The organism is Aureimonas sp. CAS, from assembly GCF_059838215.1.
This window is the reverse complement of record NZ_CM187563.1, coordinates 1,658,154-1,684,735: the sequence shown is the minus strand read 5'-3', so window position 1 is coordinate 1,684,735 and position 26,582 is coordinate 1,658,154. Positions and strand designations below refer to the sequence as shown.

General features: G+C 68.5%; 33 protein-coding genes. 22 read left to right on the top strand and 11 right to left on the bottom strand.

The features are described from left to right. The first annotated feature begins 104 nt into the window (after nucleotides 1-104). Together map and radC are read left to right on the top strand one after the other, a co-directional pair. Entirely contained in the window at nucleotides 105-941 is an 837-nt protein-coding gene (gene map / locus AC6R2M_RS08190) for a type I methionyl aminopeptidase (protein WP_500487259.1), read from the top strand. Further along, the gene (gene radC / locus AC6R2M_RS08185) at nucleotides 938-1,651 is read left to right on the top strand and encodes a RadC family protein (protein WP_500487257.1); all 714 of its coding nucleotides are present in this window, start codon (nucleotides 938-940) and stop codon (nucleotides 1,649-1,651) included. Before map ends, radC begins: the two co-directional genes overlap by 4 nt. Here the strand turns inward: radC and AC6R2M_RS08180 are convergent. From AC6R2M_RS08180 to AC6R2M_RS08145, 8 genes are all read right to left on the bottom strand, one after another. Next, nucleotides 1,643-1,924 (bottom strand): usg protein, encoded by a 282-nt coding sequence (locus AC6R2M_RS08180; protein ID WP_500487255.1) that lies wholly within the window; start codon nucleotides 1,922-1,924, stop codon nucleotides 1,643-1,645. The genes radC and AC6R2M_RS08180 overlap by 9 nt on opposite strands. Nucleotides 1,925-2,043: 119 nt before the next feature. After that, on the bottom strand, nucleotides 2,044-3,582 hold the full coding sequence (locus AC6R2M_RS08175; protein WP_500487253.1) for a cryptochrome/photolyase family protein: 1,539 nt from the start codon (nucleotides 3,580-3,582) through the stop codon (nucleotides 2,044-2,046). Between the two features lie 57 nt (nucleotides 3,583-3,639). Further along, nucleotides 3,640-4,266, bottom strand: coding sequence for a nucleotidyltransferase family protein (locus AC6R2M_RS08170; protein WP_500487251.1), 627 nt, complete (start codon nucleotides 4,264-4,266; stop codon nucleotides 3,640-3,642). After that, on the bottom strand, nucleotides 4,263-4,961 hold the full coding sequence (locus AC6R2M_RS08165; RefSeq protein WP_500487249.1) for an XdhC family protein: 699 nt from the start codon (nucleotides 4,959-4,961) through the stop codon (nucleotides 4,263-4,265). The genes AC6R2M_RS08170 and AC6R2M_RS08165 overlap by 4 nt, the downstream gene beginning before the upstream one ends. Continuing rightward, a complete protein-coding gene (locus AC6R2M_RS08160) occupies nucleotides 4,958-5,293 on the bottom strand; it encodes an XdhC family protein (RefSeq protein ID WP_500487247.1) in 336 nt (111 codons plus the stop codon). Before AC6R2M_RS08160 ends, AC6R2M_RS08165 begins: the two co-directional genes overlap by 4 nt. Then, a complete protein-coding gene (locus AC6R2M_RS08155; RefSeq protein ID WP_500487245.1) occupies nucleotides 5,290-6,519 on the bottom strand; it encodes a vWA domain-containing protein in 1,230 nt (409 codons plus the stop codon). Before AC6R2M_RS08155 ends, AC6R2M_RS08160 begins: the two co-directional genes overlap by 4 nt. Further along, the gene (locus tag AC6R2M_RS08150; protein ID WP_500487243.1) at nucleotides 6,516-7,421 is read right to left on the bottom strand and encodes an AAA family ATPase; all 906 of its coding nucleotides are present in this window, start codon (nucleotides 7,419-7,421) and stop codon (nucleotides 6,516-6,518) included. Before AC6R2M_RS08150 ends, AC6R2M_RS08155 begins: the two co-directional genes overlap by 4 nt. Before the next feature lie 66 nt (nucleotides 7,422-7,487). Next, on the bottom strand, nucleotides 7,488-7,982 hold the full coding sequence (locus AC6R2M_RS08145; RefSeq protein ID WP_500487241.1) for a flavin reductase: 495 nt from the start codon (nucleotides 7,980-7,982) through the stop codon (nucleotides 7,488-7,490). Between the two features lie 270 nt (nucleotides 7,983-8,252). Here AC6R2M_RS08145 and AC6R2M_RS08140 point away from each other — a divergent pair, with 270 nt between their 5' ends. The 5 genes from AC6R2M_RS08140 (at nucleotide 8,253) to AC6R2M_RS08120 (ending at nucleotide 12,658) form a co-directional block, all read left to right on the top strand. Then, entirely contained in the window at nucleotides 8,253-8,588 is a 336-nt protein-coding gene (locus AC6R2M_RS08140; RefSeq protein ID WP_500487239.1) for a DUF3140 domain-containing protein, read from the top strand. Nucleotides 8,589-8,640: 52 nt separating this feature from the next. Further along, complete coding sequence (locus AC6R2M_RS08135; protein WP_500487237.1) at nucleotides 8,641-9,666, top strand: ABC transporter substrate-binding protein; 1,026 nt, start codon at nucleotides 8,641-8,643, stop codon at nucleotides 9,664-9,666. Then, on the top strand, nucleotides 9,663-10,670 hold the full coding sequence (locus tag AC6R2M_RS08130; RefSeq protein WP_500487235.1) for a P1 family peptidase: 1,008 nt from the start codon (nucleotides 9,663-9,665) through the stop codon (nucleotides 10,668-10,670). The genes AC6R2M_RS08135 and AC6R2M_RS08130 overlap by 4 nt, the downstream gene beginning before the upstream one ends. 143 nt (nucleotides 10,671-10,813) lie before the next feature. Continuing rightward, the gene (gene purB / locus AC6R2M_RS08125; protein ID WP_500487233.1) at nucleotides 10,814-12,136 is read left to right on the top strand and encodes an adenylosuccinate lyase; all 1,323 of its coding nucleotides are present in this window, start codon (nucleotides 10,814-10,816) and stop codon (nucleotides 12,134-12,136) included. A gap of 138 nt (nucleotides 12,137-12,274) precedes the next feature. Then, nucleotides 12,275-12,658, top strand: coding sequence for a hypothetical protein (locus AC6R2M_RS08120; protein WP_500487231.1), 384 nt, complete (start codon nucleotides 12,275-12,277; stop codon nucleotides 12,656-12,658). A gap of 51 nt (nucleotides 12,659-12,709) precedes the next feature. Here AC6R2M_RS08120 and AC6R2M_RS08115 read toward each other — a convergent pair whose 3' ends face one another. Then, on the bottom strand, nucleotides 12,710-13,498 hold the full coding sequence (locus AC6R2M_RS08115; RefSeq protein ID WP_500487229.1) for an endonuclease/exonuclease/phosphatase family protein: 789 nt from the start codon (nucleotides 13,496-13,498) through the stop codon (nucleotides 12,710-12,712). A gap of 157 nt (nucleotides 13,499-13,655) precedes the next feature. Between AC6R2M_RS08115 and cls the strand changes: the two genes are divergently transcribed. The 3 genes from cls to AC6R2M_RS08100 all read left to right on the top strand — a co-directional run bounded on the left by cls (nucleotide 13,656) and on the right by AC6R2M_RS08100 (nucleotide 16,929). Then, nucleotides 13,656-15,095, top strand: a complete 1,440-nt coding sequence (cls, locus tag AC6R2M_RS08110; protein ID WP_500487227.1) for a cardiolipin synthase — start codon at nucleotides 13,656-13,658, stop codon at nucleotides 15,093-15,095. Nucleotides 15,096-15,211: 116 nt separating this feature from the next. Beyond that, a complete protein-coding gene (locus AC6R2M_RS08105) occupies nucleotides 15,212-16,336 on the top strand; it encodes a YcxB family protein (RefSeq protein ID WP_500487225.1) in 1,125 nt (374 codons plus the stop codon). A 32-nt stretch (nucleotides 16,337-16,368) separates the two neighbouring features. Continuing rightward, nucleotides 16,369-16,929: an RBBP9/YdeN family alpha/beta hydrolase gene (locus AC6R2M_RS08100; RefSeq protein ID WP_500487223.1), complete on the top strand. Its 561-nt coding sequence runs from the start codon at nucleotides 16,369-16,371 to the stop codon at nucleotides 16,927-16,929. 4 nt (nucleotides 16,930-16,933) lie between these two features. Here the strand turns inward: AC6R2M_RS08100 and AC6R2M_RS08095 are convergent, their stop codons facing one another. Then, on the bottom strand, nucleotides 16,934-17,686 hold the full coding sequence (locus AC6R2M_RS08095) for an HpcH/HpaI aldolase family protein (protein ID WP_500487222.1): 753 nt from the start codon (nucleotides 17,684-17,686) through the stop codon (nucleotides 16,934-16,936). Between the two features lie 5 nt (nucleotides 17,687-17,691). Then, a complete protein-coding gene (locus tag AC6R2M_RS08090; RefSeq protein WP_500487220.1) occupies nucleotides 17,692-18,009 on the bottom strand; it encodes a DUF1476 domain-containing protein in 318 nt (105 codons plus the stop codon). A gap of 221 nt (nucleotides 18,010-18,230) precedes the next feature. Here AC6R2M_RS08090 and purC point away from each other — a divergent pair, with 221 nt between their 5' ends. From purC to AC6R2M_RS08030, 12 genes are all read left to right on the top strand, one after another. Further along, nucleotides 18,231-18,995, top strand: a complete 765-nt coding sequence (gene purC, locus AC6R2M_RS08085) for a phosphoribosylaminoimidazolesuccinocarboxamide synthase (RefSeq protein WP_500487218.1) — start codon at nucleotides 18,231-18,233, stop codon at nucleotides 18,993-18,995. Between the two features lie 73 nt (nucleotides 18,996-19,068). After that, complete coding sequence (gene purS / locus AC6R2M_RS08080) at nucleotides 19,069-19,311, top strand: phosphoribosylformylglycinamidine synthase subunit PurS (protein WP_500487216.1); 243 nt, start codon at nucleotides 19,069-19,071, stop codon at nucleotides 19,309-19,311. Nucleotides 19,312-19,330: 19 nt separating this feature from the next. Beyond that, entirely contained in the window at nucleotides 19,331-19,588 is a 258-nt protein-coding gene (locus tag AC6R2M_RS08075) for a hypothetical protein (protein ID WP_500487214.1), read from the top strand. Beyond that, entirely contained in the window at nucleotides 19,585-20,268 is a 684-nt protein-coding gene (purQ, locus tag AC6R2M_RS08070; RefSeq protein ID WP_500487212.1) for a phosphoribosylformylglycinamidine synthase subunit PurQ, read from the top strand. Before AC6R2M_RS08075 ends, purQ begins: the two co-directional genes overlap by 4 nt. Next, entirely contained in the window at nucleotides 20,265-20,666 is a 402-nt protein-coding gene (locus tag AC6R2M_RS08065) for a hypothetical protein (RefSeq protein WP_500487211.1), read from the top strand. The genes purQ and AC6R2M_RS08065 overlap by 4 nt, the downstream gene beginning before the upstream one ends. Nucleotides 20,667-20,783: 117 nt before the next feature. Next, on the top strand, nucleotides 20,784-21,416 hold the full coding sequence (locus AC6R2M_RS08060; RefSeq protein WP_500487209.1) for a hypothetical protein: 633 nt from the start codon (nucleotides 20,784-20,786) through the stop codon (nucleotides 21,414-21,416). After that, nucleotides 21,413-21,799 carry a hypothetical protein gene (locus tag AC6R2M_RS08055; protein ID WP_500487207.1) on the top strand — a complete coding sequence of 129 codons (387 nt, stop codon included), beginning with the start codon at nucleotides 21,413-21,415 and terminating at the stop codon, nucleotides 21,797-21,799. Before AC6R2M_RS08060 ends, AC6R2M_RS08055 begins: the two co-directional genes overlap by 4 nt. 83 nt (nucleotides 21,800-21,882) lie before the next feature. Next, nucleotides 21,883-24,102, top strand: a complete 2,220-nt coding sequence (purL, locus tag AC6R2M_RS08050; RefSeq protein ID WP_500487205.1) for a phosphoribosylformylglycinamidine synthase subunit PurL — start codon at nucleotides 21,883-21,885, stop codon at nucleotides 24,100-24,102. Nucleotides 24,103-24,172: 70 nt separating this feature from the next. Continuing rightward, the gene (locus AC6R2M_RS08045) at nucleotides 24,173-24,406 is read left to right on the top strand and encodes a BolA/IbaG family iron-sulfur metabolism protein (RefSeq protein WP_500487203.1); all 234 of its coding nucleotides are present in this window, start codon (nucleotides 24,173-24,175) and stop codon (nucleotides 24,404-24,406) included. Nucleotides 24,407-24,415: 9 nt separating this feature from the next. Next, nucleotides 24,416-24,772, top strand: coding sequence for a hypothetical protein (locus AC6R2M_RS08040; RefSeq protein ID WP_500487201.1), 357 nt, complete (start codon nucleotides 24,416-24,418; stop codon nucleotides 24,770-24,772). Between the two features lie 58 nt (nucleotides 24,773-24,830). Beyond that, nucleotides 24,831-25,175, top strand: a complete 345-nt coding sequence (grxD, locus tag AC6R2M_RS08035) for a Grx4 family monothiol glutaredoxin (RefSeq protein WP_500487199.1) — start codon at nucleotides 24,831-24,833, stop codon at nucleotides 25,173-25,175. Between the two features lie 147 nt (nucleotides 25,176-25,322). After that, a complete protein-coding gene (locus AC6R2M_RS08030; RefSeq protein WP_500487197.1) occupies nucleotides 25,323-26,582 on the top strand; it encodes a multidrug effflux MFS transporter in 1,260 nt (419 codons plus the stop codon).

Sequence of the window (26,582 nt, the reverse complement as noted above, 5' to 3'; positions counted from 1 at the left end):
GGCAGGTCCGGCACTTGATGGCCGGGCCCATCGATGCGACATCGCCAGGTCAGAGAACATCGCGCATTGCCCGCACGCGCCTTGCGGGCCGATCGAAGTCGTCCATGACCCATTATCTCGTCGCCGAAGACAATCCGACCCGCAACACCGGATCCATCCGCCTCCACGGGCCGGAGGGGTTCGAGGGCATGCGCCGCGCCGCGCGGCTGACCGCGCAGTGCCTGGACGAACTCGCCGAGATGGTGAAGCCGGGCGTGACGACGCAGGCGATCGACCGCTTCGTCTTCGATTTCGCGAAAGAGCACGGCGCGGTGCCCGCGACGCTGAACTACAAGGGCTACAACAAAAGCACCTGCACCTCGATCAACCACGTCGTCTGCCACGGCATCCCGAACGAGAAGCCGCTTCGCGAAGGCGACATCGTCAATATCGACGTGACGCTGGTGGTGGACGGCTGGCACGGCGATTCCTCGCGCATGTACCCGGTCGGCAAGCTCAAGCGCGCCGCCGAGCGGCTTTGCGAGATCACCTATCGCTGCCTGATGCTCGGCATCGAACAGGTGCGGCCGGGCGGCCATGTCGGCGACATCGGCGCTGCGATCCAGGAGTATGCCGAGGGCGAGCGCTGCTCGGTCGTGCGCGACTTCTGCGGCCACGGCGTCGGCAAGCTCTTCCACGACGCGCCGAACATCCTGCACTACGGGCGGCGGGGCGAAGGCCCCGAGATGCGCCCCGGCATGATCTTCACCATCGAGCCGATGATCAATCTCGGCCGTTCCCACGTGAAGGTTCTCGGCGACGGCTGGACGGCGGTGACGCGCGACCGCTCGCTTTCGGCCCAGTACGAGCACACGGTGGGCGTGACGGAGACGGGCGTCGAGATCTTCACGGCGTCGCTGCGCGGCCTCAACATGCCGGGATTCGCGTCCGCCGCCGCATGAGCGACCGGGGCGGCTCCAGACCCGGCGGCATGGCGGAGGCCCAGCACTACGAGGGGCATCGCGAGCGGCTGCGCGAGCGCTTCTCGGCGACCGGCGGCGACGGCCTGGCCGACTACGAGCTTCTGGAGCTCGTGCTCTTCCGCTCCGTGCCCCGGCGCGACGTGAAGCCGCTGGCGAAGGCGCTTCTCGCCCGGTTCGGCTCGCTCTCGCAGGTCCTGAACGCGCCGCCGCACCTTCTGGCGGAGGTCGAGGGGCTCGGCCGCGCCAGCCAGCTCGACTTCCGCATCCTGACGACGCTGCAGCGGCGGGTGATGAAGGAGGAGATCCGGGGCCGCGACCTTCTCTCCTCCTGGCAGGCGCTCCTCGACTACTGCCGCGCGGCCATGGCGCACGAAACGCGCGAGCAGTTCCGCGTCCTGTTCCTCGACAAGCGCAACGCGCTCATCGCCGACGAGGTGCAGCAGACCGGAACGGTGGATCACACGCCGGTCTATCCGCGCGAGGTGGTGCGCCGTGCGCTCGAACTCTCGGCCTCCGCGATCATCCTCGTGCACAACCACCCGTCGGGCGACGTCACCCCGTCGCGGGCCGACATCGACATGACCCGGACCATCGTCGAGACGGCCAAGCCGCTCGGCATCGTGGTCCACGATCACCTCATCATCGGGCGCTCGGGCCACACGAGCTTCAAGGGCCAGCGTCTATTGTAGGAAGCCGGAATCCTTGACGGAGCGGATCTCCTGCGGCGCGATCAGCCCGCGATGCATGACCCGCACCGAATGGATGATCGCCTGCACCTCGCGTTCCCAATGGTCGAGGAAGCGTTTCAGGCGCGGATAGTCGGGCGCGATGTCCTCGAACTGCCACAGGAAGGTCTGGAGGAAGGCCGGATGGTCCGGCATCCAGTAGAGCACCTCGGCGCTGGTGGCGCCGTAACCGGCCATCATCCGGGTGAACTGCGGGTCTGCGATGCGGCTCTGCATGGGCGTCGCTCCTCGTCGCTGCGGCGACGGCAAGCGATCGCCTCGACCGGCAGCCTGCGCCTCGAAAATGAAGCGAAGCTTGCCCAGAGCGAGGAAAGTGCCCGAAAAGTGATGCTGCCTCAGTAGTCGCCATTACTCGGCAGAGCGTCGAGAAACCGCCTGGCGTCGGCGCGGATGGTTCTGGCCCGCGTTTCGCCCATCCGGTCGAGATTGCCGTAGATCCGGGACAGACGGTGGTTCTGCCCGAGCGTATCGCGATGCCGGTCGAGGAAGTCCCAGTAGAGGTAGTTGAAGGGGCAGGCCTCCTCGCCCTCGCGCTTCCTCACGTCGTAATGGCAGCGCCCGCAATAGTCGGACATCTTGTTGATGTAGTTGCCGGACGCGGCATAGGGCTTGGAGGCGAACAGCCCCTTGTCGGCGAACAGGATCATGCCGACGACGTTCGGCATCTCCACCCATTCATAGGCGTCGTGATAGACGACGAGATACCACTCCTGCACCTCTCTGGGGTCGAAGCCGCCGAGCAGGCAGAAATTGCCGAGCACCATCAGCCGCTGGATGTGGTGGGCGTAGGCATAGGCCTTGGTCTCGCCGACGCACTGGGCGAGGCAGTTCATCTTCGTCTCGCCGGTCCAGAAGAGGTCCGGCAGCGGACGCGTCGCCTTCAGGGCGTTCGCCTCCCCATAGTCCGGCATCTGCCGCCAGTAGACCCCGCGCACGAACTCGCGCCAGCCGATGATCTGCCGGATGAAGCCCTCGGCCGCGTTGATCGGCACGTCGCCGGCCTTGTAGGCCGCCTCCGCCGCGTCGCAGACCTCGCGCGCGGTCAAGAGGCCGCAATTCATCAGGGCCGAGAGATGCGAGTGGAAGAGCAGAGGCTCGCCCTGCCGCATCGCGTCCTGATAGGTGCCGAAGCCGGGCAGCGCCTCCTCGACGAACCAGCGCAGCGCGTGCAGCGCCTGGCGCCGCGTGACCGGATAGGAGAAGCCGTCGAGATCTCCGAAATGGTCGGCGAACTCTCTGGCCACGAGGTCGAGAACCTCCTGCGTGATCCCGTCCACGCCCCAGTCCGGCCGCTCGGGCACGTCCACGCGCTTGGGGATGGGCTCGCGGTTCTCGTGGTCGAAGTTCCATCGGCCCTCCACCGGATCGCCCTCGCCCACCATGAGGTAGCCGGTCCGGTCGCGCATCCGGCGATAGAAGCTCTCCATCCGCAGCTGCTTGGTGCCGTCGGCATAGTCCGCGAACTCGCCATGGCTGCAGAGGAAGCGGTCGTCGGTGCGGATCTCGACCGGCAGGCCGGTGCGCTTCTCCAAGCCCTCCAGCATCTCCTGAACGCGGAACTCGCCGGCCTCCGTCACCACGATGCGTGAGGCACCGTGCGTCCTGGCGGCGCGCTCGACCTCTCCGGCGAAGGAATGCGTGTTCCCCTCGTCCGTCAGGCGGACGTAATCGACCGTCGCGCCGCTCCTTCGCACATCCTCCGCGAAATGCCGCATGGCGCTGAAGAGGAAGGCGATCTTGCGCTTGTGGTGTTTGACGTAGGTCGCCTCGTCCCGAAGCTCGGCCATCAGCACGACGTCGCCGTCCTCCATGTCCCGGAGAGAGGCCAGGTCGCGCGTCAGCTGGTCGCCGAGGACGAGGCGGAGGGTCGTCATGCACAGGGTCTCGCGGCGATCATCGGACCGGCGAGGATGGCGCGGGGACGCCGCCTTTCAACTGCGTCGCGGCACCGCATCCGGGGCGATCATGCCGCCCGCCGCGCGCAGAAGGTCGGGCGTATCGACGTCGAGAAGCGCGGCCGGACCGATCTCGACCTCGCGGACCAAAGCTTCGTTGGCCCGGATCAGATCGCGCGCGCCCTTGTCGCCGGTGATGGCGGAGACTTGAGCCGTGAAGCGGGACGAGAGGACGACCGGATTGCCCCGCTTTCCCTCACCGGTGGCGACGACGATCGAGCCGCCGCCCTCCGGCCGGAACGCTTCGATGAGGACGTCGAGATGAGCCGGTTCCAGCGCGGGCTGGTCGGCCAGCATGACGAGCACGCCGTCGCCGTACCCTGCCGCCGCGTCGAAACCGAGCCGCAGCGAGGACGACAATCCCTCGGCATAGGCGGAATTGTCGAGAAGCTCGGCGTCATACGGCCCGAGCGCGTCCCGCAGGCGCTCGCCCTGGTGGCCGAGGACGACGAGCACGCGCGCGGCGCGGCTCGCCAGCGCGGTCTCGACCGAGCGTCGGATCAGCGGAACGCCGTCGAAGGTCGAGAGCAGCTTGTTCGGCCCGCCCATGCGGCTCGAACGCCCGGCGGCCAGAACGAGGATCGCGACGCGTGGGACGCTCACCGGCCGGTCAGATCGCGCTTGCGGAAGGCGGAAATCACGGCGCCGAGCACCGAGACGGCGATCTCGGCCGGCGTCGCCGCGCCGATGTCGAGGCCGATCGGCGCGTCGATCCGATCGAGCGCCTCCTGGCCCACGCCGGCGCCGAGCAGACGTTCGACGCGCTTGGCGTGGGTCTTCCGGCTGCCCAGCGCGCCCACATAGAAGCAGCCCGCATCGAGCGCCGCCTGGATGGGGCCGTCGTCGATCTTCGGATCGTGCGTCACCGCGACCAGCGCGCAATAGAAATCGAGCGGGCGGCGTTGCAGGACCGGCTCCGGCCATTCGGCCACCAGGGAGACGCCGGCGAAACGATCGGCGCTCGCGAAGGCGGTACGCGGATCGATGATCTCGACATCGTAGCCGGCGAGCTGCGCCATGGGCGCCAGCGCCTGGCTGACATGGACGGCGCCGATGACGACGAGGCGCGGCGCCGGCAGATGCACGTTCAGGAAGAAGGTGCCGTCCGCCGTCTCCACCGTCCGGGCCTTGCCGGCGAGCAGCGCGGCCTCGATCTGCTGCCGGCGCGGGTCGCCGGCGAGCGAGGCCTGCGTCACGAGGCGGGGCTCGCCGCCCGCCCCGTCGATGCGGGTCTCGACCACGGCGGCGCGGCGCGCGCGCCGCTCCTCGTTCAGGCCTGCGACGAGGTCCAGCCTCATGGCTCGATCCTGTCGACGAGAACCTTGATCCGGCCCCCGCAGGACAGGCCGACGCGCCATGCGGTCTCGTCGGCGACGCCGAACTCGAGCATGCGCGAGGCGCCGCTCTCGATCACGTCCGCCGCCTCCGCCACGACCGCGCCCTCGACGCAGCCGCCGGACACCGATCCTTCGAAGTTCCCGTCGGAATCGATGACCAGATGGCTGCCGGCCGGTCGCGGCGCCGAGCCCCAGGTCTCGACGACGGTGGCGAGCGCCAGCCGCCGCCCTTCGCGCGCCCACTCCTCGGCGATGTCGAGGACGTCTCTCACATTCGCTTGCGCGCTGTTCATGCGATCTCCTTCTCGTGGGGCGCGAGCCACCGGCGCGGATCCGTCCTCGATGGACGGTCCTCGGAGAGCGTCGCGCACAAATCCGCGATGGCATCGAGGGAATGGACGGGGCGGAACTCGTCCACATTCGCCAGCAAGGCCCGAACGCCCCGCGCCTTGGCCGCGAAATCCTCGTAGGCGAGAAGCGGGCAGAGCCAGATCAGCCGGCGGCACGACCGCCGCAGACGGTCCGCCTCGCGCGCCAGCTCCTCCACTTCGCCGCGCTCCAGCCCGTCGGTGACGAGGAGCACGATGGCGCCCTGCCCGAGCACGCGGCGCGACCAGTCGCGGTTGAAGCGCGTCAGGTTCGAGCCGATGCGCGTGCCGCCGGACCAGTCGGCCGCGGACGCCGAACAGGCCGCCATCGCCTCGTCCGCGTCGCGGTGGCGAAGCGCCCGCGTGACGTTCGAAAGGCGCGTGCCGAAGAGGAAGGTGGACACCCGCCTGCGCCGGTCGGTGAGGGCGTGGGCGAAGCGCAGCACCATGTCGCTGTAGCGGCTCATCGAGCCGGAAATGTCCGCCAGGATCACCACCGGCGGCACGCGTCGGCGCGGCGCGCGGAAGGCCGGCAGGATCAGCTCTCCGCCGGAGCGCATGGCGGCCCGGAGCATCGCGCGCGGATCGGGCCGTCCGCGCCTCGCGGCGCGGAAGCGCCGGGTCGCGACCCGCTCGTCCGGCATCGCCAGCGCCGCGACGGCGCGGCGCGCTTCGTCCAGCTCGCGCGCGCTCATCTGCGCGAAGTCCTTGGCCCGAAGAACCTCGTCGGCGGAGGACGTCATCCGCGCGTCCGCCTCGATGGTCAGGCGTTCGGGGGCCTTGGCCGCGCGCGGGGCGGCCTCCCGCAGCGCATCCTGCGCCCGGCGCTCCCCGGCGCGCGGGGGCTGCGCTCTCGCCTGCGGCGGCGCGGTCGGAGACAGGATCGCGATCAGGCGCTCGTTCAGGCGGCGCGACCGCCAGAAGGCTTGGAAGACCTCCTCGAAGACCGGATCGTCCTCCGGTCGCGTCACCAGCGTCGAGTGCAGGGCCCAGAAGACGTCGTCGCGCCGGTTGAGGCCGACCGCCCGCACGGCTTCGACCGCATCCAGCGAGGCGGCGGGTCCCAGACGCAGCCCCGCCTCGCGCAGCGCCCGCACGAAGCGCACAACGTTCTCGGCCAGCCGGCCGTCCTCGTCCGGCGGCGCGCTCATCGCGGCGCCTCCATCTCTCGCTTCACCTCGGCGAGGATCGCCCGGCCCTCGCCCTTCTCGATCCGGGCGATGTCGTCCTGATATTTCAGGATGACCCCGAGCGTGTCGGAGACGAGATCGGGGTCGAGCGTCACCGCGTTCAGTTCGGTCAGCGCCGTCGCCCAGTCGATGGTCTCCGCCACGCCCGGCGCCTTGAAGAGGTCGGCGGCGCGCAGCCGCTGAACGAAGGCCACGAGTTCGGCCGAGAGCGCGGCGTTCGCGCCCGGCGCCTTCGCCCTCAAAATGGCGAGTTCGCGCGCCGCGTCCGGGTAGCCCACGAAATGATAGAGGCAGCGGCGCTTGAGCGCGTCGTGGATTTCGCGCGTGCGGTTGGTGGTCACGATCACGATCGGCGGCTCGGCGGCGCGCACGGTGCCGAGTTCGGGGATCGTGACCTGGAAGTCGGAGAGGATTTCCAGGAGGAAGGCCTCGAACGCCTCGTCGGCGCGGTCGAGCTCGTCGATGAGCAGGACCGGCGCCCGGCCGGGCTCGCCCTGCAGCGCGCGAAGAATCGGGCGGCGCAGGAGGAAGCGGTCGGAAAAGATCTCGGCGCGAAGGGTTTCCTGAGAGGCCGAACCGGCTTCGCCCAGCCGGATCTCGATCATCTGCGCCGCGTAGTTCCACTCGTAGAGCGCGGATGCGGCGTCGAGCCCCTCGTAGCATTGGAGGCGGATGAGCGGCCGGTCGAGCGCGCTGGCGAGGACCTTGGCGATCTCGGTCTTGCCGACGCCGGCCTCGCCCTCGAGGAACAGCGGCAGCCCCATCTTCAGGGACAGGAACAGGACGGTCGCGAACGCCCGGTCGGCGACGTAGCCCTGACCCTCCAGGAGCGCATGCGTTTCGTCGATCCCGGTCGGCATCATCGGCGGCCTCCTCCCAACGCGCCTCAAGATAGTGCGCGACGCGCCCGGAACGAAGCAGGCCGCGCTTCAGAGCATGCGGTACTGGCGCTCGCGGTAGAGAAGCGAGGCGCCTTCCGGGCCCATACGGATCGCCGCGACCTCGGCCACGATCACATGATGGGTCGCGATGATGCGGCTCTCCACGATCCGGCAGTCGAAGCTCGCCAGCGCGGCGTCGAGCACGGGCGCGCCCGTCTCGAGCCGCGACCAGATGCCCCTGGCGAAGCGCTCGTCGGCCTCGAGCTTCCCCTCGCCGGCAAAGGCGCGCGCCAGCGTCTCGCTCTCGGCGCCGAGCGTGTTGACCGCCAGCACGCCGTTGGCGGCGAAGCGCTCGTTGGAGGCGCTGGAGACGTTCAGGCAGACGAGCAGCGTCGCCGGATCGTCGGAGACCGAGCAGACGGAGGTCGCGGTCACGCCGCGCCGTCCGGCCGGGCCGTCGGTCGTGACGAGATGGACCGACGCCGCGACCCGGCTCATGGCCTGGCGGAATCCGGCGCGGTCGATGATGGAATGCTGGGACAAGACCGATCCTGCGTCGCTTGGGGCCGACGGGGCGAGACCTGCCCCTCTTCCTTCGCCCCTTCGAATGGACTGGCATCTCCGGCGGGGTCGGCCGGCATGCGCCCTTCCGACCTAGTGCGTTTCAGCCCGACACGGAAGCGCCGTGTTCGAGGGATCGGGCTTCGGCGATGTCGGGGCGTTCTCCGCCCCGCTCGCCTTCGCCGCGACCTTCTGTCCGGGAACGGAGCGACGCCTTTCCTGTTCGCCACACGCGAAACCAGGAGAATGGCCATGGCCGAGAAGGACGATCACGAAACCATCTGGAAGGAGTTCCGGGAGAACGTCAACATGACGCCCAAGGAGCTGAAGGACTGGCTGGAGACCGAGGAGTCCAAGTCCGTCGGCCAGAAGGACGGCGATTCGGAATCGGTCGGCCACGATTCCGGTCGCAAGATCATCGAGATCAAGGAAACGAAGAAGGCCGAACTCTCGGACGCTCAGTGGGCGCACATGAAGAAGGTCAACGGCTATGTCGCCCGCCATTCCAAGCAGCGGCCGAAGGGCGACGTGGAGGACACCAAATGGCGCTACTCGCTCATGAACTGGGGGCACGACCCGCTGAAGTAGCGCCCCTCTGCTTGTTCCGGGCGGGCGATGCTTGGTCTATGGTCGGCGCACCATGCGCCCCGCCCTCGCCGCCCTCGCCCTGATCGTTGCTGCCGCGCCGTCCTCCGCCGAGCCTTTGCGGATCGGCGTCGCAGCGGCGTTGTCGGGCTCCCAGCAGCCGCTGGGACTGCAGATCGCGGCGGGCGTCGGCGAAGCGGCGGGCGCGCGGGCCGAGGTCATCGCCTTCGACACCGAATGCAGCGCCGAGGGCGGCGCGGAAGCGGCCCGCACCTTCGTGGAGAGCGAGGTTTCCGTCGTCCTCGGCTTCCTCTGCCGCCAGGAAATCGAGGCCGCGCTCCCGATCCTCTCCGAGGCCGGCATGCCGACGATCTCGGTCGGCGTACGGGCCAATCGGCTGACGGACGCGCGCGAGCGCTCCGGCCACCTCGTCTGGCGGCTCGGTCCGCGCACCGAGGACGAGGCAGATGCGATCGCCGAATTCGTCCGGTCGAACTGGCGGGACGCGCCCTTCGGACTGATCGACGACGGCTCGGTGAACGCGCGCGACCTTTCCGACGAAATCCGCGCGCGGCTCGGACCCGATTCGATCGAGCCCTCGCTCGTCGACGACTACCGCCCGGCGGAGGAGCGGCAGTTCGCCCTCGGCCGGCGCATCCTCCAGAGCGGCGTGACGCGGCTCTTGCTGCTCGGCACGCGCGCCGACGTCGCGATCATCGCGCGCGACACCGCCGAACTCGACCTCGCTCTCGACATCGTGGGAAGCGAGCAGCTTCTCGACGAGCCCGGCGAAGGCCCCGCACTGCCCGCGGGCGTTCGCGCCGTCGCGATCGACCCCGAGGCGGGCACGGACGCCGAGGCGGGGACGCGCGAGGGATATTTCGGACCGGCCTTCGCCGCCGCGCAGATCGCGCTCGCGGCAATCGAAGACGGGACGGACTTCACACAGGCCATCGAGGGCACGGTCTTCGACACGGTGCTCGGACCCGTCGCGTTCGACGAGACCGGAGACGCCGACCGCCCCCGCTTCGAGGTGCTGACCTTCGACGGCGCGCGCTTCGTGCCGGAGCCGCAGTCGTGACGGGCTGGCGCCCCGGTCCGCGCAACCTCCTGACCGACGTCGCGGGCCTCGCCGTCGGGCACGCGCAGGACGACGGGCTGAAGAGCGGGACGACCGCAATCCTCTTCGACCGGCCCACGGTGGCCGGCATCAGCATCCTCGGCGGCGCACCGGGAACGCGCGAGACCGAACTCCTGTCGTCCGACCGGCTCGTTCCGGGCGTGGACGCGCTGGTCCTCTCCGGCGGTTCGGCCTTCGGACTGGACGCGGCGAGCGGCGTCCAGTCCGTCCTGCGCGAGGCCGGACGCGGCTTCGACGTCGCGGGTTTCCGCGTTCCCATCGTGCCCGCCGCGATCCTGTTCGACCTCGCCAATGGCGGCAACAAGGATTGGGGACTGCACTCGCCCTATCGCGAACTCGGAGCGGCCGCGGCCCGAGCGGCCGGGCGAGACTTCGCACTTGGCAGCGTCGGTGCCGGGACGGGCGCGACGACGGCCGTCGTGAAGGGCGGGCTCGGCTCGGCCTCCGTCGTCCTCCCCGGCGGCGTGACCGTCGCCGCCCTCGTCGCCGTCAACGCGGTCGGCTCTCCGCTCCTGGGATCCACACGGCATCTTCGCGCCGCGCCCTTCGAGATCGGCGCCGAGTTCGGCGGGCTCGGCCTGCCGCATCCCATGCCGGCGGACGTGGCCGTGCCGCGATCCAAGCTCGACCCGAAGCCGGGCATGGCGACGACGATCGCGGTGATCGCGACCGACGCCGTTCTCGACAAGCCGGGCGCCAACCGCCTCGCTCTCGCCGCGCAGGACGGGTTCTCGCTGGCGCTCTGGCCCGCGCATACGGACTTCGACGGCGATCTCGTGTTCAGCGCGGCCACGGGCACCAGCGGCATTCGGCCGGACGGAGCGGCACGGGTCGAGCTGGCGGCGGCCGCCTCGAGCGTCATGGCGCGTGCGATCGCCCGCGCCGTCTTCGCGGCCGTGCCGGCGGCGACGGATCGGGTGCCGAGCTGGAAGGATCTGGCGTGAGGGTCGCGCCGCTCCGCTTCGACTGAGCCCCCCTGTACACCCGCCAATCGGTTTCCCCGCCGTTCGCGCCGCCTCACGTTGAGGCTCGCGGAGCGATGCTGTAGACCGCGCCCATCCCCTTCGATCAGCTTTGGACCGTCCCCATGATCCCCCGCTACGCCCGCCCCGAGATGGTGTCCGTCTGGTCGCAGGAGACGAAGTTCCGGATCTGGTTCGAGATCGAGGTACATGCCTGCGACGCGCTGGCCGAGATCGGCGTCATCCCGAAGGAAGCGGCCAAGACCATCTGGGAGAAGGGCGGCGCGGCGACCTTCGACGTGGCGCGGATCGACGAGATCGAGCGCGAGACCAAGCACGACGTCATCGCGTTCCTGACGCATCTGGCCGAGTTCGTCGGACCGGACGCCCGCTTCGTCCATCAGGGCATGACCTCCTCGGACGTGCTCGACACCTGCTTCAACGTCCAGCTGGTGAAGGCCTCCGACCTTCTGCTCGAGGACATGGACGCGCTTCTGGCGGCGCTCAAGCGGCGCGCCTTCGAGCACAAGGACACGGTCACGATCGGCCGCAGCCACGGCATCCACGCCGAGCCGACGACCTTCGGCGTCAAGCTCGCCTTCGCCTATGCCGAGTTCGAGCGCTGCCGGCAGCGCCTTGTCGCGGCGCGCGAGGAGGTGGCGACCTGCGCCATCTCGGGGGCGGTCGGCACCTTCGCCAACATCGACCCGCGCGTCGAGGAGCACGTCGCCAAGGCCATGGGCCTCAAGCCCGAGCCGGTTTCGACGCAGGTGATCCCGCGCGACCGGCACGCCATGTTCTTCGCCACGCTGGCGGTCATCGCCTCCTCGATCGAGCGGCTGGCGACGGAGATCCGCCATCTGCAGCGCACCGAAGTTCTGGAGGCCGAGGAATATTTCTCGCCGGGCCAGAAGGGCTCCTCGGCCATGCCGCACAAGCGCAACCCGGTCCTGACGGAGAATCTGACGGGCCTTGCCCGCATGGTGCGCGCCTACGCCCTGCCCGCGATGGAGAACGTCGCGCTCTGGCACGAGCGGGACATCTCGCACTCCTCCGTCGAGCGCTATATCGGCCCGGACGCGACCATCACGCTCGACTTCGCGCTGGCGCGCCTGACCAACGTCGTGGACAAGCTGCTGGTCTATCCCGAGCGCATGGCGGCCAACATGAACGGGCTCGGCGGTCTCGTGCATTCCCAGCGCATCCTGCTCGCGCTCACGCAGGCGGGCCTCTCGCGCGAGGACAGCTACCGGCTCGTTCAGCGCAACGCGATGAAGGTCTGGGACAGCTACCAGAAGACCGGGTCGGCCCAGGTGGACTTCATGGAGTCGCTGATGGCGGACCCGGAGGTGGTCGCGGCGCTGCCAGAGGCGACGATCCGCGAGAAGTTCGACCTCGGCTACCACACGGCGCAGGTCGAAACGATCTTCGGGCGGGTTTTCAACTAGACGGGCGCCTCTACTTGCTGGGCGACGGTGAACGGCCCGATGGGACATGCGCGAAACGCATTCCCGCCGGGCGCGTTTCATCTCGAAATGTCGCCGGCCTGTCCGTGTTCGGACCGGCCACAGCAAAGGATGTCGCCCATGACCTACACGCCCCCGCCTGCCGGCAGCACGCCTCCCCCGCATGACCCGGTCCCGCCGCGCGACACCCATGTCCGCGAGACCTCGACCCACACCACCACGACGGGCGGCGGCGGAAGCGGCCCGAGCGCCATCTGGTTCATTCTCGGCGGCCTGATCGTCGCCGTTGTCCTCTACTTCCTGTTCTTCACGGGCACGCCCGATCCCGGCACGACGACCACCGGCGCGGGCGCGCCGGCCGTCGAGGAGACCACGCCGCCCGCGGCCGACGCCCCGGCGGCCCCGGCCGCTCCCGAGCCTGCGGCGCCCGCAGCGGAGCCTGCCGCACCGGCCCCGGCGGCGCCCGAGCCGGCCGCTCCGGCCCCGGCCGCACCGGCCAACTGAGCCCCGGACGAACGAGAGAGCCCCGCCGAAAGGTGGGGCTTTTCTTTTGGATCAAGCGGCTTCGACCGCCGTCGGCGCCGCGACGCCCGCTTCGAGATCGACATCAATGCAGAGCATGTCGTGATCGGAGAAGGGCAGCGCGACGAGCTGCAGGGCGCAGCGCTCCGCGATCTGCGTCGAGACGAGGCAGGTGTCGAGATTGGCGCGGTAGGGGCCGAACCGGAAGGTCGGTCCGTGGGCCTCGTTCAGGTGCTTGAAGCGCTTGTCGGCCAGGAGCGGCCGCAGCTCCCGCCCGCCCCGGAAGATGTTGAAGTCGCCGACGACCACCGTCGGCCCGTCGCTCTCGCGGGTCCATTCGGCGAGCTGCTCGAACTGCCGCTCGCGGACGCGGTAGAGAAGCGAGCAATGGGCGACGAGAACGCGAAGCCCGGCCAGGTCGATGTCGTAGACGAGCCGCTTCTTCCCGAAGTCGAGATAGCGCGCGCGGAACTCCAGCGGCGTCGACGCCAGGAAGGCGTTGGACTTGCCGCGCGAGATCGAGAAGCGGCGGAACTTGCGCTCCTGCGCGTATTTCGAATCGATCTGGACCATCGTGTGATGGTCCTCCCGGAGCACCGGGAGCTGGTCGAAGAAGCCGTTGGTCAGCGAGCCGCGGTCGATCTCCACGAAGCAGGACAGGTCCGGCCTCAGGCCCCGAAGCGCTTCCTTGACGAAGTTCAGGCTGCGCAGCTGCGCGTCGCGCGGTGTATAGATGTGGTGGTGCGCGCGCCGGACATGGTGCCCGATCGAACCGTCGATCTCCCGCGAATAGCCGAGATTGGCGTAGACGATACGGGGCATCCAGGCCGGACCTCCGGTTTGCGTTTCGGCGCGCTACCTACAGCATCGGGCCGGGAATCGGAATCGGTTTCGCGGCCGGTCGGTCGATGCGGGGTCCGGCGGACCCGGCATCGACGACGTGACGGCGCGGGCGCAAGCCCGTGCCGAAGGAGCGTGCATGGACTTCTTCAGCGGCCCCTACTGGGCGTATGCCATCGCCATCGCCAATTGGAGCATCATCCTCGGCGCCCTGGTCTACATCCCGTTCCGGCGCTCTCCCGCGGCCGCGCAGGCCTGGATGATCCTCTTCTTCTTCCTGCCCTGGGCGGCGCTGATCGTCTATCTGGCGCTCGGCCATGCCGAGCATCCGCGCTGGCGCAAGAAGCGGCTGCGTCAGGTGCCCGCCATCATCGGCAAGGCGCTGGGGGAGCTGACGCTCGACCAGCGGGGCGGCTGCGACGATCTGCAGCCGCGCCACCGCATGGCCTCCAATCTCGTGCGCACGATCGGCCGCCTGCCGTGTCTGTCCGGAAACTCGATCGAGTTCGACGCGGACTACAACCGCGTGGTGGACCGGATCGTCGCGGATATCGACAAGGCCGAGCACCACGCGCATGTCATGTTCTACATCCTCCAGGCCGACGAGGCGGGGAACAAGGTGCTCAGCGCGCTGGAACGCGCGGCCCGGCGCGGCGTGACCTGCCGGCTTCTGATCGACGCGGTCGGCTCCAGCGCGGACCGCAAGACGATCGCGAAGCGTCTGGCGAAGACCAGCGTGCACCTGCAGGTGATCCTGCCGCTTTCCTTCTGGAACCGGGCGACGCGCGCCGACCTGCGCAACCACCGCAAGATCGTCGTCATCGACGGCAAGACCGGATGGGTCGGCTCGCAGAACATGCACCGCATCGAATACGAGCCGAAGACCTTCTATCGCGAGCTGATGGCGCGGGTGAAAGGGCCGGTCGTGCTGGAGCTCCAGGCGATCTTCATCGGCGACTGGTATCTGGAGACGGAGGAGGACATCGCCTCCCCGGACCTGATGCCGCCCGGCGGCGACGTGCCGGCCGGGACCGCGATGGCGCAGGTTCTGCCGACGGGACCGGACTATCCGGGCGGCGGCGTCGACGTGCTCTTCACCAATCTCATCCACACGGCGCGCGAGCGCGTGGTTCTGGCGACGCCCTACTTCATCCCGAACGAACCGCTGCTCCAGGCGATGCGCACGGCCGTCGCCAAAGGGGTGAAGGTGACGCTCTTCGTGACCTCCACGACCAATTCCGTGCTGATCGACCGGGCTCAGCAGTCCTACTACGAGGAGCTGCTCTTCTCCGGCGTCGAGGTGATGCTCTATCGCGAGCGCTTCCTGCACGCCAAGCACCTGTCGATCGACGACGACATCGCCATCATCGGCTCGGCCAACATGGACCGTCGCTCCTTCGAGCTGAACTCGGAGGTGACGCTCGTCTGCTACGATTCGGAGGTCGTCGCCCGGCTTCGGCGGATCGAGAACGACTATCGCGGCAAGAGCCACCGACTCGACCCGGCCGAGTGGGAGAAGCGCGGCTTCTTCGTGCAACTCGGCGAGAACGTGACGCGTCTGATCAGCCCGCTGCTGTAGAACCGGATCGGGTACCGAACGGGAAAGGGAAAGCGAAATTGCCCAGCGTGCCGAAGGTCGGAGTTTCGCGTCTGCCGCCGCTCTCCATACCGGTGGAACTGAGGCGGGAGGACTTCATGAAAGGCAACGTCCTTGCCATCGGCACCGATCCCGAAGTGGTCGAGCGGCAAGCCCTATTCGGCCTCTTCGCCTGTTCCGTCTTTCTCATAGCGGCGGCCACGCTTTCGATCTGGGCGACGGACCCGCGCGATACGCCGATCGAATGGTCCGCCAGCTTTCCCCTGCTTCTGCTCGTCCTCGCCGCCGGCCTCGGCAGCTGGCTGGCCGCTCGGACGCTCATGCGTTGGCACCGGGGCACGAGCCTTCGTCTGTTGGTCACGCGGGGCGTGCCGGAACGCCTGACGATGACCCATCACATCGCCGAGGACGGGGTGACCACCACGAGCGAGGGACGAGCGCTGCATCAGCCCTGGTCGAGCTTCGTCGGAACCGCCGAGACGGAACGCCTACTCGTCCTTCGGAGCAGCGCGGGACGGGAGCCGGTCATCCTGACGAAGGAGACGCTCGGCGCGGACGAAAAGGCCACGGTCCTGCGCTGGATGGAGGAACGGGCGGGGCGTCCGCATGGCTCCGCGCCGCAGGAGCCGACCGCCGGCGAAGGTTGGGAGCGCCTGGAGTATCTCGTCACGGCCGACGACCACACCGAAGAAGTCCTGCACAACCTTGAGACCGCCTACACCCCCCTCGCCTGGTTTCGCTCGAGCGTGCTGCCGTGGCTGATCCTCTGTCTCGTCGTGCCGGCCGGTCCCCTGCTCCTCTGGTTCGTGGACTTGCGGCGTCCTCACCTGGACGAGGCCCTTTCCGCCTTCGCGCAGACCTTCCCTCTCGGCGGCTGGCTCTGGCTCACCGTCACCGCCTTCGTCGTCATCGGCCTGCAGCTCGCTCGACCGACGATGCTGCGCGTGCACGCCCGAAACTTTCAGCAGACCGTCTATGACGGGTCGGGAAAGCACGGGCCGATGGTTCTGACCTTCGACGACAAGGGGCTGCGGATCGCCCAGGACGGCTACCGCGACGACATCGCTCGCGGAATTATCGTGCGGATCGAGGAGCGCCCGAACCATCTGGTCGCGATTCTGGCCGGCGGTGCCCATTACGCCATCCCCAAACGAGCTTTCGCGCCGGGTCAGGAGGCCGCATTTCGAGCACTGGGCGACGGAAGGACCCGGCCGGCACGTTGACAACGGACGGGCGATCGCCCACCTCGCCGCCCATGCGCGCATCCCAAGCCGACATCCTCATCGTTCCCGGTTACACCGGTTCGTCCGAACAGCACTGGCAGACGCGGTGGGAGCGCAAGCTCTCCAGCGCCCGCCGGGTCGAGCAGGCCGAGTGGTCCAAGCCCGTGCGCGAGGACTGGGTCCGCACGATGGCCCACGCCGTGAACGAGGCCGAGAAGCCGGTCGTCATCGTCGCCCATTCGCTCGGCGTCGCGACGGCGATCCACGCCATACCCGAGTTCCGTCGCCCGGTGGTCGGTGCGTTCCTGGTGGCGCCCCCGGACGTGGCGAGCGAGACGATCCGGCCGCGCCATCTGATGACCTTCGGCCCCTATCCGCGCGACCCGCTGCCCTTTCCCTCGATCGTGGTCGCCAGCCGAAACGACGAGTTCTCCTCCTTCGAGGCGGCGGAGGACATCGCGGGGGCCTGGGGCTCGCTCTTCGTCGACGCGGGGGAATCGGGCCATCTGAACGCGGCTTCCGGCCACGGACCGTGGCCGGAAGGTCTCCTCACATTCGGCAAGTTCCTGTCGGGGCTGAAGCTGCACGACTGAGGCGTCAGCCTCTCAAGGCCGCCGCCCTCGCGGAGGCCGCCGCCGCGTCCGACAAATCGTCCACCTGCGAACAGGCCAGATCGAAGCCCTGCTCCTTCGCCCGGCGCGAGGCGGCCTCGCCCGAGACATAGATGAGGGCGAGCTTGCCGGCCGCTCTGGCCTTTCGCGCGATCTGCGCAGAGGCTTCCGCCGTGGCGGCGCCGTCGGGATCGAGCGTTCCGGTCAGCGCCAGGGAGAGATCCGCCGGGCCGACGAGCACCCCGTCGAGCCCCTCCACCGCCAGAATGTCGTCGAGGTCGCGATAGGCGCCCTTGGTCTCGATCATGGCGATGGCGAGCGTCGCGGCGTTGGCGTCCTCCATGTAGCTGCGCGTGTCCGCGTAGCCGTGGACGCGGACCGCCTGGGACGGGCCGAAGGAGCGCTGGCCGAGCGGCGCGTATTTGGCGACCGAAACGAAGGCCTCTGCGTCCTCCACGCTCTCGATCATCGGCAGGATGATGCCTGCCGCCCCGAAATCGAGCGCGCGCGAGACGGTGCCGAGTTCGCCGAGCGGCACGCGGACGATGACGGGCTTGCGGGCGGCCGTGACCGCGCGGATTCCCTGATGGACGCTCGCGACGTCATGAAGGCCGTGCTGCATGTCGAGGACGACGACGTCGAAGGGGGCCGCGGCGATCGTCTCCAGCATCGCCGGGTCGGTCAGCCCCGACCATGCGGCGACGCGGAAGCCGTCTCCTCGAGGGTTCGGAATGGACACGGCGATCAGGCCTCGTTCACTTGGCGCTCGGCCTCGATGAAGGCGGTCTCCAGCTCGCGGCGAATCCCGTCGGCGGATACGTCGACGCCGGCGGACTGGAAGTCGGCCTCGATCTTCTCGACGATGTCCTCGTCCCCGGGCCGCGAGAAGCTCGCCTTCAGCACGTCCTGGACATAGGCGTCGGCGTCCGGCCCGGACTTCCCGAGCTTGCCGGCCGCCCACTGCCCCACGATACGGTTGCGGCGGGACTCGATCTTGAACTTCTTCTCCTGGTCGTGCGCATAGCGCGCTTCCATCTCGTCCCGGCGGTCCTTCAGCGACATTGCCTGCCTCTCCTCGTTGCTTCGGCTGCTACCGATCTAGGAAAAGCCGCGTCGATTTGAAGGATCGACACGGCGCTCGAACCGGAGCACGCCTGCGTGTCAATCGTCGCGCGACGATTGTTTAGAGCGGCTCGATGGTCTATTCACGCGCCTTGAGGCCCGGGAGCAGATCGAGCGGTTGCGACCGCCCCGGCCGTCCACTCACGATCGAGCGCTCATTGATGACACGTCGCCGCCGCATCTACGAAGGCAAGGGCAAGATCCTGTACGAAGGCCCGGAGCCCGGCACTCTGGTCCAGTTCTTCAAGGACGACGCCACCGCCTTCAACAAGAAGAAGCACGAGATCGTCGACGGCAAGGGCGTCCTGAACAACCGCATCTCGGAATACATCTTCACGCACCTGAACCGCATCGGGATCCCGACGCACTTCATCCGGCGGCTCAACATGCGCGAGCAGCTGATCAAGGAAGTCGAGATCATTCCGCTAGAGGTCGTGGTGCGCAACGTCGCGGCCGGCTCGCTGGCCAAGCGCCTCGGCATCGAGGAGGGCACCGTCCTGCCCCGCTCGATCATCGAGTTCTACTACAAGGCCGACCAGCTCGACGATCCGATGGTCTCCGAGGAGCACATCACGGCCTTCGGCTGGGCGAGCCCGCAGGAGATCGACGACATCATGGCGTTGGCGATCCGCGTCAACGACTTCCTGTCCGGTCTCTTCCTCGGCGTCGGCATCCAGCTCGTCGACTTCAAGATCGAGACGGGCCGGCTCTACGAAGGCGACATGATGCGAATCATCGTCGCCGACGAGATCTCGCCGGACAGCTGCCGCCTCTGGGACGTGTCGACGAACGACAAGCTCGACAAGGACCGGTTCCGCCGGGACATGGGCGGCCTCGTCGAGGCCTACCAGGAAGTGGCCCGCCGGCTCGGCATCATGAACGAGAACGAGCCGCCCCGCCCTACAGGGCCGGTGCTGGTCAAGTGAGGCGGCGGCGCCCGACGGCGCCGCGTCCGGCATCGGGACCCCGACTCGTCTACTCCAGGGACAGGCATATCAAGTGATCAAGGCCCGCATCCTCGTCACGCTCAAGAACGGCGTTCTCGACCCTCAGGGCAAGGCCATCGAGGGCGCCCTCGGCTCGCTCGGCTTCGAGGGCGTCGGGGCGGTCCGCCAGGGCAAGGTCTTCGACGTGACGCTCGAGACGAGCGACCGCGCGGCGGCCGCCGCCGAACTCGAGGCGATGTGCGAAAAGCTCCTCGCCAACACGGTCATCGAGAACTACGCTGTGGAGATCGTTTAGCTTCGAAGGAGCGTGATCGATGGCGGACGTGACGAACGAGCTGATGTTCGAAGTGCTCCGAAACCTCCAGCAGCGCACGATGAATCTCGAACATCTTGCGATCGAGCATTCGCAGAGCATGGCCGCGTTCCGCGGGCATCTTCTGTCGATCCAGACCGACACGAACAACATCTACGGCGTCCTATCCCGGATAGACCAGCGCCTCGACCGGATCGAGCGGCGCCTGGAACTTCGCGAGCTCGCCGAACCCCAGCATCCATTCGAGCCGCATCCATGAAGACCGCCGTCGTTCTCCTTCCCGGCCTCAACCGCGACCGCGACATGATCGCGGCGTTGCGGCACATCACCGGGACCGAGCCCCTCACCGTCTGGCAGACCGAGATGGCGATCCCGGCGGTCGATCTGATCGTGGTGCCCGGCGGCTTCTCCTTCGGCGACTATCTGCGCTGCGGGGCCATCGCCGCGCGCTCGCCGGTCATGCAGGCCGTGGCGGAAGAGGCGAAGAAGGGCGTTCCGGTGCTGGGCGTCTGCAACGGCTTCCAGATCCTGTGCGAGGCGGGCATTCTGCCCGGCGCGCTCATGCGCAACACGAGCCTTCACTTCGTCTGCCGCGAGGTGAAGCTCGAGGTCGCGAACGCCTCGACGCGCTTCACGAGCGCCTACGAGCAGGGCCAGATCATCCGCTGCCCCGTCGCCCACCACGACGGCAACTACTTCGCCGACGAGGAGACGCTGGCGCGGCTCGAAGGCGAGAACCGCGTCGCCTTCCGCTACGCCGAGGGCACCAACCCGAACGGCGCCGTGCGCGACATCGCCGGGATCGTGAACGAGGCCGGCAACGTGCTCGGCCTGATGCCGCACCCCGAAAACCTCGTCGAGCCCGAGCATGGCGGCACCGACGGACGGGGGATCTTCGACAGCGTTCTCGGCCTCGGCTCGAAGGCGCAGGCCGCGTGAACAGGCGGCGTCTGGCCGCCCTGGCGCTTCTGGCGCTCGTGAGCGGCTGCGCGGATCGCACGCCGACGATCGCGCCCTCGACGCCCGCGACCGCCGACACCGGCCTCGACCGCATGGAGCGTCTGGCCGTGACGGCGAACCGCTGCTGGATAAGGTCCGGCGATTCGACCTTCGCGGAGTTCAGCCTCGCGCCCGAACTCTCGTCCTTCTCCGGCCGCCCCCGCTTCCTTCTCGTTCCGCGCGGCCGCATGGAAGCCCGCCCGCTTCTCGTCGTCGAAGGACAGACCGGATCGAGCGCGATCGACACCTACGGGCCGCTGCTGGGCACGCCAGCCGCCGCCCGCATCCGCGCCGACCTCGCACGATGGAGCGCCGGCGCGTCCTCCTGCGAAGCCTGAGATCGCGCCTTCCGCTCCGACGTCGAGCGGGGCTCCCTGATTTCCGGTCCGGCGGTCCGACGTCGATTCCGGCTTCCGGGCCGACGCCGTAGACGGTAAGCACGCCCTATGTTCCGGGTGTCATCTCCGCGTCTTCTGGACGTCATCAACCTGTCGTCGTGCTTGGCCGGGTCGTTCCTGATCGTCGCCTTGTCCGACTGGCACGGCAATTGGTTCATCGAGAACGGCCCCTGGGAGATGCTGCAGCTCGGCGCCCTTCTGGGCGCCTGCATCGTCTTCTCCCGCGCCAGCCTGTCGCTCGACGGCTGGCCTGGGCGGCTGGCGCTCGCGCTGGCGCTCTTCTCGCTGCTCTTTCTCGTGCGCGAGTTGCCGCGTTGCGGCAGTCCCTATTTCGACGCCGGCCCCTGCATGCCGGGGCGGACGAAGACGCTCGGCTACCTTCTGCCGATCCCGCTCTGGATCTGGCTCGTGTGGAGAAATCCGCTTCTGGGGCCGCGCGCCCTGCGCCGGAGCGAGTTCTCGGCCCTGACGCGCTTCGTCTGGCGCTGCCTGCCCCTCCTGTCCGTCGCCGTCCTTCTCGTCGTCGGACAGATCGGCGATCGCCAGAACATGCCGGTCGTCGAGGAACTGGCGGAGCTTTCGGCCTATCTTCTCCTCGCGCTCGCCGCCCTTGCGGCCGGACAGGAAGCCGGGCGTCGGGCGGACGGTCGCGACACGAGGCGACGCTTCCACGTCTGGTCCGGCGCATGAGATCAGCGCTCGTCCTCGCGCTCTCGGCGGTTCTGTCGCTCGGTGCCTGCGCGTCCGTCACCGCCGATCCGGTACTCCTGCCGATGACGCCGGCGGAGGCGACCTATGTCGGCCAGACCGCTGCGGTCGTCTATCGGCGCGCGAGCGTCGACCGGCTGGCCGGGCTCCTCTTCTCCGACGCCCGAGGACACGGCACCTGCGTGCGTTCGCCCTCCGGTGCGGGCGAGGCCGCCGACTACACGCTCCTGATCCTGCAGCGGCGGATCACGGAAGACTTCATCAGCCAGGCCGACGACGACGTCCTGATCCTGCGGACCGCACAGGAGGCGGCGCCCTGCCGAAGCCTCGCGAACGGCCGAAGCCTGTGGGTGCGCGCGAACTGACGAGACAGGCGACGACGGGCCTTCAATCTCGACGCCAGCCGGGCTAGAGGGTTCGGCGTCTCCCTCCCGCGAGCCGAGCCCCCATGACCGACATCGCCATCACGCCCGAACTCGTCGCCAGCCATGGGCTGAAGCCGGACGAGTACGAGCGCATCCTCGGACTGATCGGCCGCGAGCCGACGATCACCGAACTCGGCATCTTCTCGGCCATGTGGAACGAGCATTGCTCGTACAAGTCCTCCAAGCGCTGGCTGCGCACGCTGCCGACCAAGGGTGAGCGCGTCATCCAGGGGCCGGGCGAGAATGCCGGCGTGGTCGATATCGGCGACGGCCTGTGCGTGGTCTTCAAGATGGAGAGCCACAACCACCCCTCCTATATCGAGCCTTACCAGGGCGCGGCGACGGGCGTGGGCGGCATCCTGCGCGACGTCTTCACCATGGGCGCCCGGCCGATCGCGGCCATGAACGCGCTGCGCTTCGGCGCGCCGGACCATCCGAAGACGCGCCATCTGGTGGCGGGCGTCGTCGCGGGCGTCGGCGGCTACGGCAATTCCTTCGGCGTTCCGACCGTCGGCGGCGAGGTCAACTTCCACCCCCGCTACAACGGCAACTGCCTCGTCAACGCCTTCGCCGCCGGCCTCGCGAAGACGGACGCGATCTTCTACTCCAAGGCCGAGGGCGTCGGCCTGCCGGTCGTCTATCTCGGCGCCAAGACGGGCCGCGACGGCGTCGGCGGCGCGACCATGGCCTCGGCCGAATTCGACGACACGATCGAGGAGAAGCGCCCGACCGTGCAGGTCGGCGATCCCTTCACCGAAAAGTGCCTGCTCGAAGCGTGCCTGGAGCTCATGGTGACGGGCGCCGTTATCGCGATCCAGGACATGGGCGCGGCGGGCCTCACCTGCTCGGCCGTCGAGATGGGCGCCAAGGGCGACCTCGGCATCGAGCTGGAGCTCGACAAGGTGCCGGTGCGCGAGGAGCGCATGAGCCCCTACGAGATGATGCTTTCGGAAAGCCAGGAGCGCATGCTCATGGTGCTGCGCCCCGAGAAGCGCGAGGAGGCCGAGGCCATCTTCGTGAAATGGGGTCTGGACTTCGCCATCGTCGGCAAGACGACCGACGATCTGCGCTTCCGCATCCTGTTCGAGGGGCGCGAGGTCGCGAACCTTCCGATCAAGGAGCTCGGCGACGAGGCGCCGGAATACGACCGCCCGTGGGTGGACCCGAAGGTGCTGCCGACGATCGCGGCCGCCGAAGTCCCCCAGCCTGCCGACTACGGCAAGGCGCTCCTGACGATCCTCGGCTCGCCGGACATCGCGTCGCGCCGCTGGGTCTTCGAGCAGTACGACACGCTGATCCAGGGCAACTCGCTGCAGCGTCCCGGCGGCGACGGCGGGCTGGTGCGCGTCGACGGCCATCCGACCAAGGCCCTCGCCTTCTCCTCCGACGTGACGCCGCGCTACTGCGAGGCCGATCCCTATCGCGGCGGGGCCCAGGCGGTTGCCGAATGCTGGCGCAATCTGACGGCCGTCGGCGCCGAGCCGCTGGCCGCGACCGACAATCTGAACTTCGGCAATCCCGAGAAGCCAGAGATCATGGGCCAGTTCGTCAAGGCCATCGAGGGCATCGGCGAGGCCTGCCGCCAGCTCTCCTTCCCGATCGTCTCGGGCAACGTCTCGCTCTACAACGAGACCCATGGCGCCGCGATCCTGCCGACCCCGACGATCGGTGGCGTCGGGCTCGTCGAGGACCGCACGAAGACGGGGCGGACCGACAATCTCGCCGAGGGCGACGTCCTGATCCTCGTCGGCGGCGACGGCACCCATCTCGGCGCCTCGATCTTTCTGCGAGAGATCCACGGCCGCGAGGACGGCCGCGCGCCGGAGGTCGATCTGGCGGCCGAGAAGCGCAACGGCGACTTCGTGCGCGGGCTCATCCGGGCCGGCACCGTGAGGACCTGTCACGATCTGTCCGACGGCGGACTGGCGGTCGCGCTGGCCGAACTCGCCATCGCCTCGAACATCGGCATGACGGTCGCGTCCGTCGGCAGCGAGCCGCATGCCGAGCTCTTCGGCGAGGATCAGGCCCGCTACGTCATCGCGGTGAAGCGCGACGCGGTTGCGCAGACCCTCTCGGCTGCGGCGGAGGCGAGCGTGCCGGTTCGCGAACTCGGCGAGGCGGGCGGCGACAGCTTCGCCTTCGGCGACCTGTTCCGACTCGCCGTCGCGGATCTGACGATCGCGCACGAAAGCTGGTTCCCGAACTACATGAGCGGCCGGGCCGCGTCGGCGGAAGCGGCCTGACGCGCATTGCGGGCCGGCGGTCCTCCGCCTATCTTCGGAGGCGAAGCAGACCGCAGACGGAGAGACAGGCATGCCGATGAACGCCCACGACATCGAGACGATGATCAAGGCGGGGATTCCGGATGCCGAGGTGACGATCCGCGATCTGGCGGGCGACGGCGACCATTACGCGGCCGACGTCGTCTCGGAGAGCTTCCGGGGCAAGACCCGCGTTCAGCAGCATCAGATGGTCTATCAGGCGCTGCAGGGGAACATGGGCGGCGTCCTCCACGCGCTCGCGCTGCAGACCAGCGCGCCGAAGTAGGAGGAGGCGATGTCCGACCTTGTGGATACGAACTCCAACGTCGCCAGCCATACGCTGGCCTACTTTCGTCGGTTGGACCGACGCATGGACGAGCTGACCGATCTCGTCTTACGACAACAGGAACTGATCGGTCGCCTCGACCGCGACATGCGCGAAGGCTTCGGCATCGTCCAGCGCGACGGCTCCAATCTCCGCAGCGATCTGCAGAGCGTGCAACGGGACATCCGTGAAATGCGATCGGACATGGTGCTGATGGAGAACCGCGTCATCACCGCGATCACCAGCGACCACTTCGCAAGCGCACGCATTGACGAGCACGAGGAGCGCCTGACCGCTCTCGAGCAGTCAAATCCACCGGGCGCCTGACGCCCGCTCCCGAACATGCCGCCCCGCGCGGGCATCCCGAACCGAAATGGACATTCCCATGACCGGCATCAACGACTGGATCGACAACGAGGTGAAGACGAACGACGTGATCGTCTTCATGAAGGGCACGCCCGATTTCCCGCAGTGCGGGTTCTCCGGTCAGGTCGTCCAGATCCTCAACTATCTCGGCGTCGACTATAAGGGCGTCAACGTCCTGTCCTCCGACGAGCTGCGCAACGGCATCAAGGAATACGGCTCCTGGCCGACCATTCCGCAGGTCTACGTCAAGGGCGAGTTCGTCGGCGGCTGCGACATCGTGCGCGAGATGTTCCAGGCCGGCGAGCTGCAGGACTTCTTCGTTGAGAAGGGCATCCCGGTGCAGACGCCCGCCGCGACGGCCTGAGTCCATCCATCCCGACCGGTTCCAAAGGCCCGCCCTTCCCGGCGGGCCTTTTCGTTTCACGCTCGCGTCATGCGATCGTCAGTCGGACTTGCTATTTGCCGGCGAGGGGCGTAACCGCCCAAATCGTCATTCTGAAAGCTCGAAGCCATGTGGAACGCGCCTGTCACGCCGCGTCGCCTCCCCCATTGGGAGCTCGTCACCCTCGTCGCCAGCCTGATGGCCCTGAACGCGGCGGCGATCGACATCCTGATCCCGGCGCTGTCCTCCATCGGCCTCGCGCTGAACGTCGCCGACGAGAACTCGCGTCAGTTCGTCATCACCGCCTATGTGCTGGGCTTCGGCGCCGCGCAGATCGTCTACGGCACGCTGTCGGACCGCTTCGGGCGACGCCCGGTGCTTCTGGGAGGGCTCGCGGTCTACACGCTCGCCTCCATCGCGGCGGTCTTCGCGCCGAGCTTCGCGGCGCTCCTCGCGCTGCGGGCCATCCAGGGCATCGGCGCGGCCGCGACCCGCGTCGTTGCGGTCTCCATCGTGCGCGACCAGTTCGACGGGCGCCGCATGGCCAGCGTCATGTCCATCGTCATGATGATCTTCATGGTCATCCCCGTGCTCGCACCGAATATCGGGCAGGCGGTGATGCTGTTCGGGTCCTGGCCGGAGATCTTCATGCTGGTCGCCGCCTTCGGTCTCGCCGTCAGCCTCTGGACGCTGTTGCGCCTGCCGGAAACGCTCGCGCCGGAGGACCGCATTCCGCTGACGGTGGAGCGGGTCTCCGGTGCCTTCCGCACCGTCGTCACCAACCGTCTCGCCTTCGGCTACGCGATCGCGACGGCGCTGATCTTCGGCGTGCTCTTCGCCTTCATCAACCAGGCCGAACAGCTCTACACCATCGTCTACGGCATCGGGCCGGAGTTCACGCTCTACTTCTCGGCCGTGGCGATCCTGATGGCCGGCGTTTCCTTCGTGAACTCGCAGCTGGTCGAGCGCTACGGCATGCGGCGCCTCGCCCATTCCGCGCTGCTCGGCTTCGTCGGCCTGTCGATCCTGCATCTCGGCCTGACCTTCGCCTTCGGGGGCGTCGCGCCCTTCTGGCTGTTCCTGCCGCTGCTCGCGCTGACCTTCTGCATGTTCGGCCTGATCGGCACGAACTTCAACGCGCTCGCCATGGACCCGCTCGGGCACGTCGCGGGAACGGCCTCCTCCGTTCTCGGCTTCACGCAGACACTGGGCGGCGGGCTTCTGGGAGCGGCCGTCGGCTACATGTTCGACGGAACGGCCGTGCCGCTTCTCATGGGCTTCGTCGTCCTGTCGCTTCTGTCGCTCGGCTGCGTCTTCTGGGCGGAGGGCGGCGCGCTGTTCCGTTCGCGCTACGACCGCGAGGCGGGCGTCGGGCGTCCCGCCGAGTAG

Bases quoted from the DNA above. Each gene is read 5' to 3' on its own strand.
- map (WP_500487259.1), top strand. From the start codon at position 105: ATGACCCATTATCTCGTCGCCGAAGACAATCCGACCCGCAACACCGGA.
- radC (WP_500487257.1), top strand. From the start codon at position 938: ATGAGCGACCGGGGCGGCTCCAGACCCGGCGGCATGGCGGAGGCCCAG.
- AC6R2M_RS08180 (WP_500487255.1), bottom strand. From the start codon at position 1,924: ATGCAGAGCCGCATCGCAGACCCGCAGTTCACCCGGATGATGGCCGGT.
- AC6R2M_RS08175 (WP_500487253.1), bottom strand. From the start codon at position 3,582: ATGACGACCCTCCGCCTCGTCCTCGGCGACCAGCTGACGCGCGACCTG.
- AC6R2M_RS08165 (WP_500487249.1), bottom strand. From the start codon at position 4,961: ATGAGGCTGGACCTCGTCGCAGGCCTGAACGAGGAGCGGCGCGCGCGC.
- AC6R2M_RS08160 (WP_500487247.1), bottom strand. From the start codon at position 5,293: ATGAACAGCGCGCAAGCGAATGTGAGAGACGTCCTCGACATCGCCGAG.
- AC6R2M_RS08155 (WP_500487245.1), bottom strand. From the start codon at position 6,519: ATGAGCGCGCCGCCGGACGAGGACGGCCGGCTGGCCGAGAACGTTGTG.
- AC6R2M_RS08150 (WP_500487243.1), bottom strand. From the start codon at position 7,421: ATGATGCCGACCGGGATCGACGAAACGCATGCGCTCCTGGAGGGTCAG.
- AC6R2M_RS08140 (WP_500487239.1), top strand. From the start codon at position 8,253: ATGGCCGAGAAGGACGATCACGAAACCATCTGGAAGGAGTTCCGGGAG.
- AC6R2M_RS08135 (WP_500487237.1), top strand. From the start codon at position 8,641: ATGCGCCCCGCCCTCGCCGCCCTCGCCCTGATCGTTGCTGCCGCGCCG.
- purB (WP_500487233.1), top strand. From the start codon at position 10,814: ATGATCCCCCGCTACGCCCGCCCCGAGATGGTGTCCGTCTGGTCGCAG.
- AC6R2M_RS08120 (WP_500487231.1), top strand. From the start codon at position 12,275: ATGACCTACACGCCCCCGCCTGCCGGCAGCACGCCTCCCCCGCATGAC.
- AC6R2M_RS08115 (WP_500487229.1), bottom strand. From the start codon at position 13,498: ATGCCCCGTATCGTCTACGCCAATCTCGGCTATTCGCGGGAGATCGAC.
- cls (WP_500487227.1), top strand. From the start codon at position 13,656: ATGGACTTCTTCAGCGGCCCCTACTGGGCGTATGCCATCGCCATCGCC.
- AC6R2M_RS08105 (WP_500487225.1), top strand. From the start codon at position 15,212: ATGAAAGGCAACGTCCTTGCCATCGGCACCGATCCCGAAGTGGTCGAG.
- AC6R2M_RS08100 (WP_500487223.1), top strand. From the start codon at position 16,369: ATGCGCGCATCCCAAGCCGACATCCTCATCGTTCCCGGTTACACCGGT.
- AC6R2M_RS08090 (WP_500487220.1), bottom strand. From the start codon at position 18,009: ATGTCGCTGAAGGACCGCCGGGACGAGATGGAAGCGCGCTATGCGCAC.
- purC (WP_500487218.1), top strand. From the start codon at position 18,231: ATGACACGTCGCCGCCGCATCTACGAAGGCAAGGGCAAGATCCTGTAC.
- AC6R2M_RS08075 (WP_500487214.1), top strand. From the start codon at position 19,331: ATGGCGGACGTGACGAACGAGCTGATGTTCGAAGTGCTCCGAAACCTC.
- purQ (WP_500487212.1), top strand. From the start codon at position 19,585: ATGAAGACCGCCGTCGTTCTCCTTCCCGGCCTCAACCGCGACCGCGAC.
- AC6R2M_RS08055 (WP_500487207.1), top strand. From the start codon at position 21,413: ATGAGATCAGCGCTCGTCCTCGCGCTCTCGGCGGTTCTGTCGCTCGGT.
- purL (WP_500487205.1), top strand. From the start codon at position 21,883: ATGACCGACATCGCCATCACGCCCGAACTCGTCGCCAGCCATGGGCTG.
- AC6R2M_RS08045 (WP_500487203.1), top strand. From the start codon at position 24,173: ATGCCGATGAACGCCCACGACATCGAGACGATGATCAAGGCGGGGATT.
- AC6R2M_RS08040 (WP_500487201.1), top strand. From the start codon at position 24,416: ATGTCCGACCTTGTGGATACGAACTCCAACGTCGCCAGCCATACGCTG.
- grxD (WP_500487199.1), top strand. From the start codon at position 24,831: ATGACCGGCATCAACGACTGGATCGACAACGAGGTGAAGACGAACGAC.
- AC6R2M_RS08030 (WP_500487197.1), top strand. From the start codon at position 25,323: ATGTGGAACGCGCCTGTCACGCCGCGTCGCCTCCCCCATTGGGAGCTC.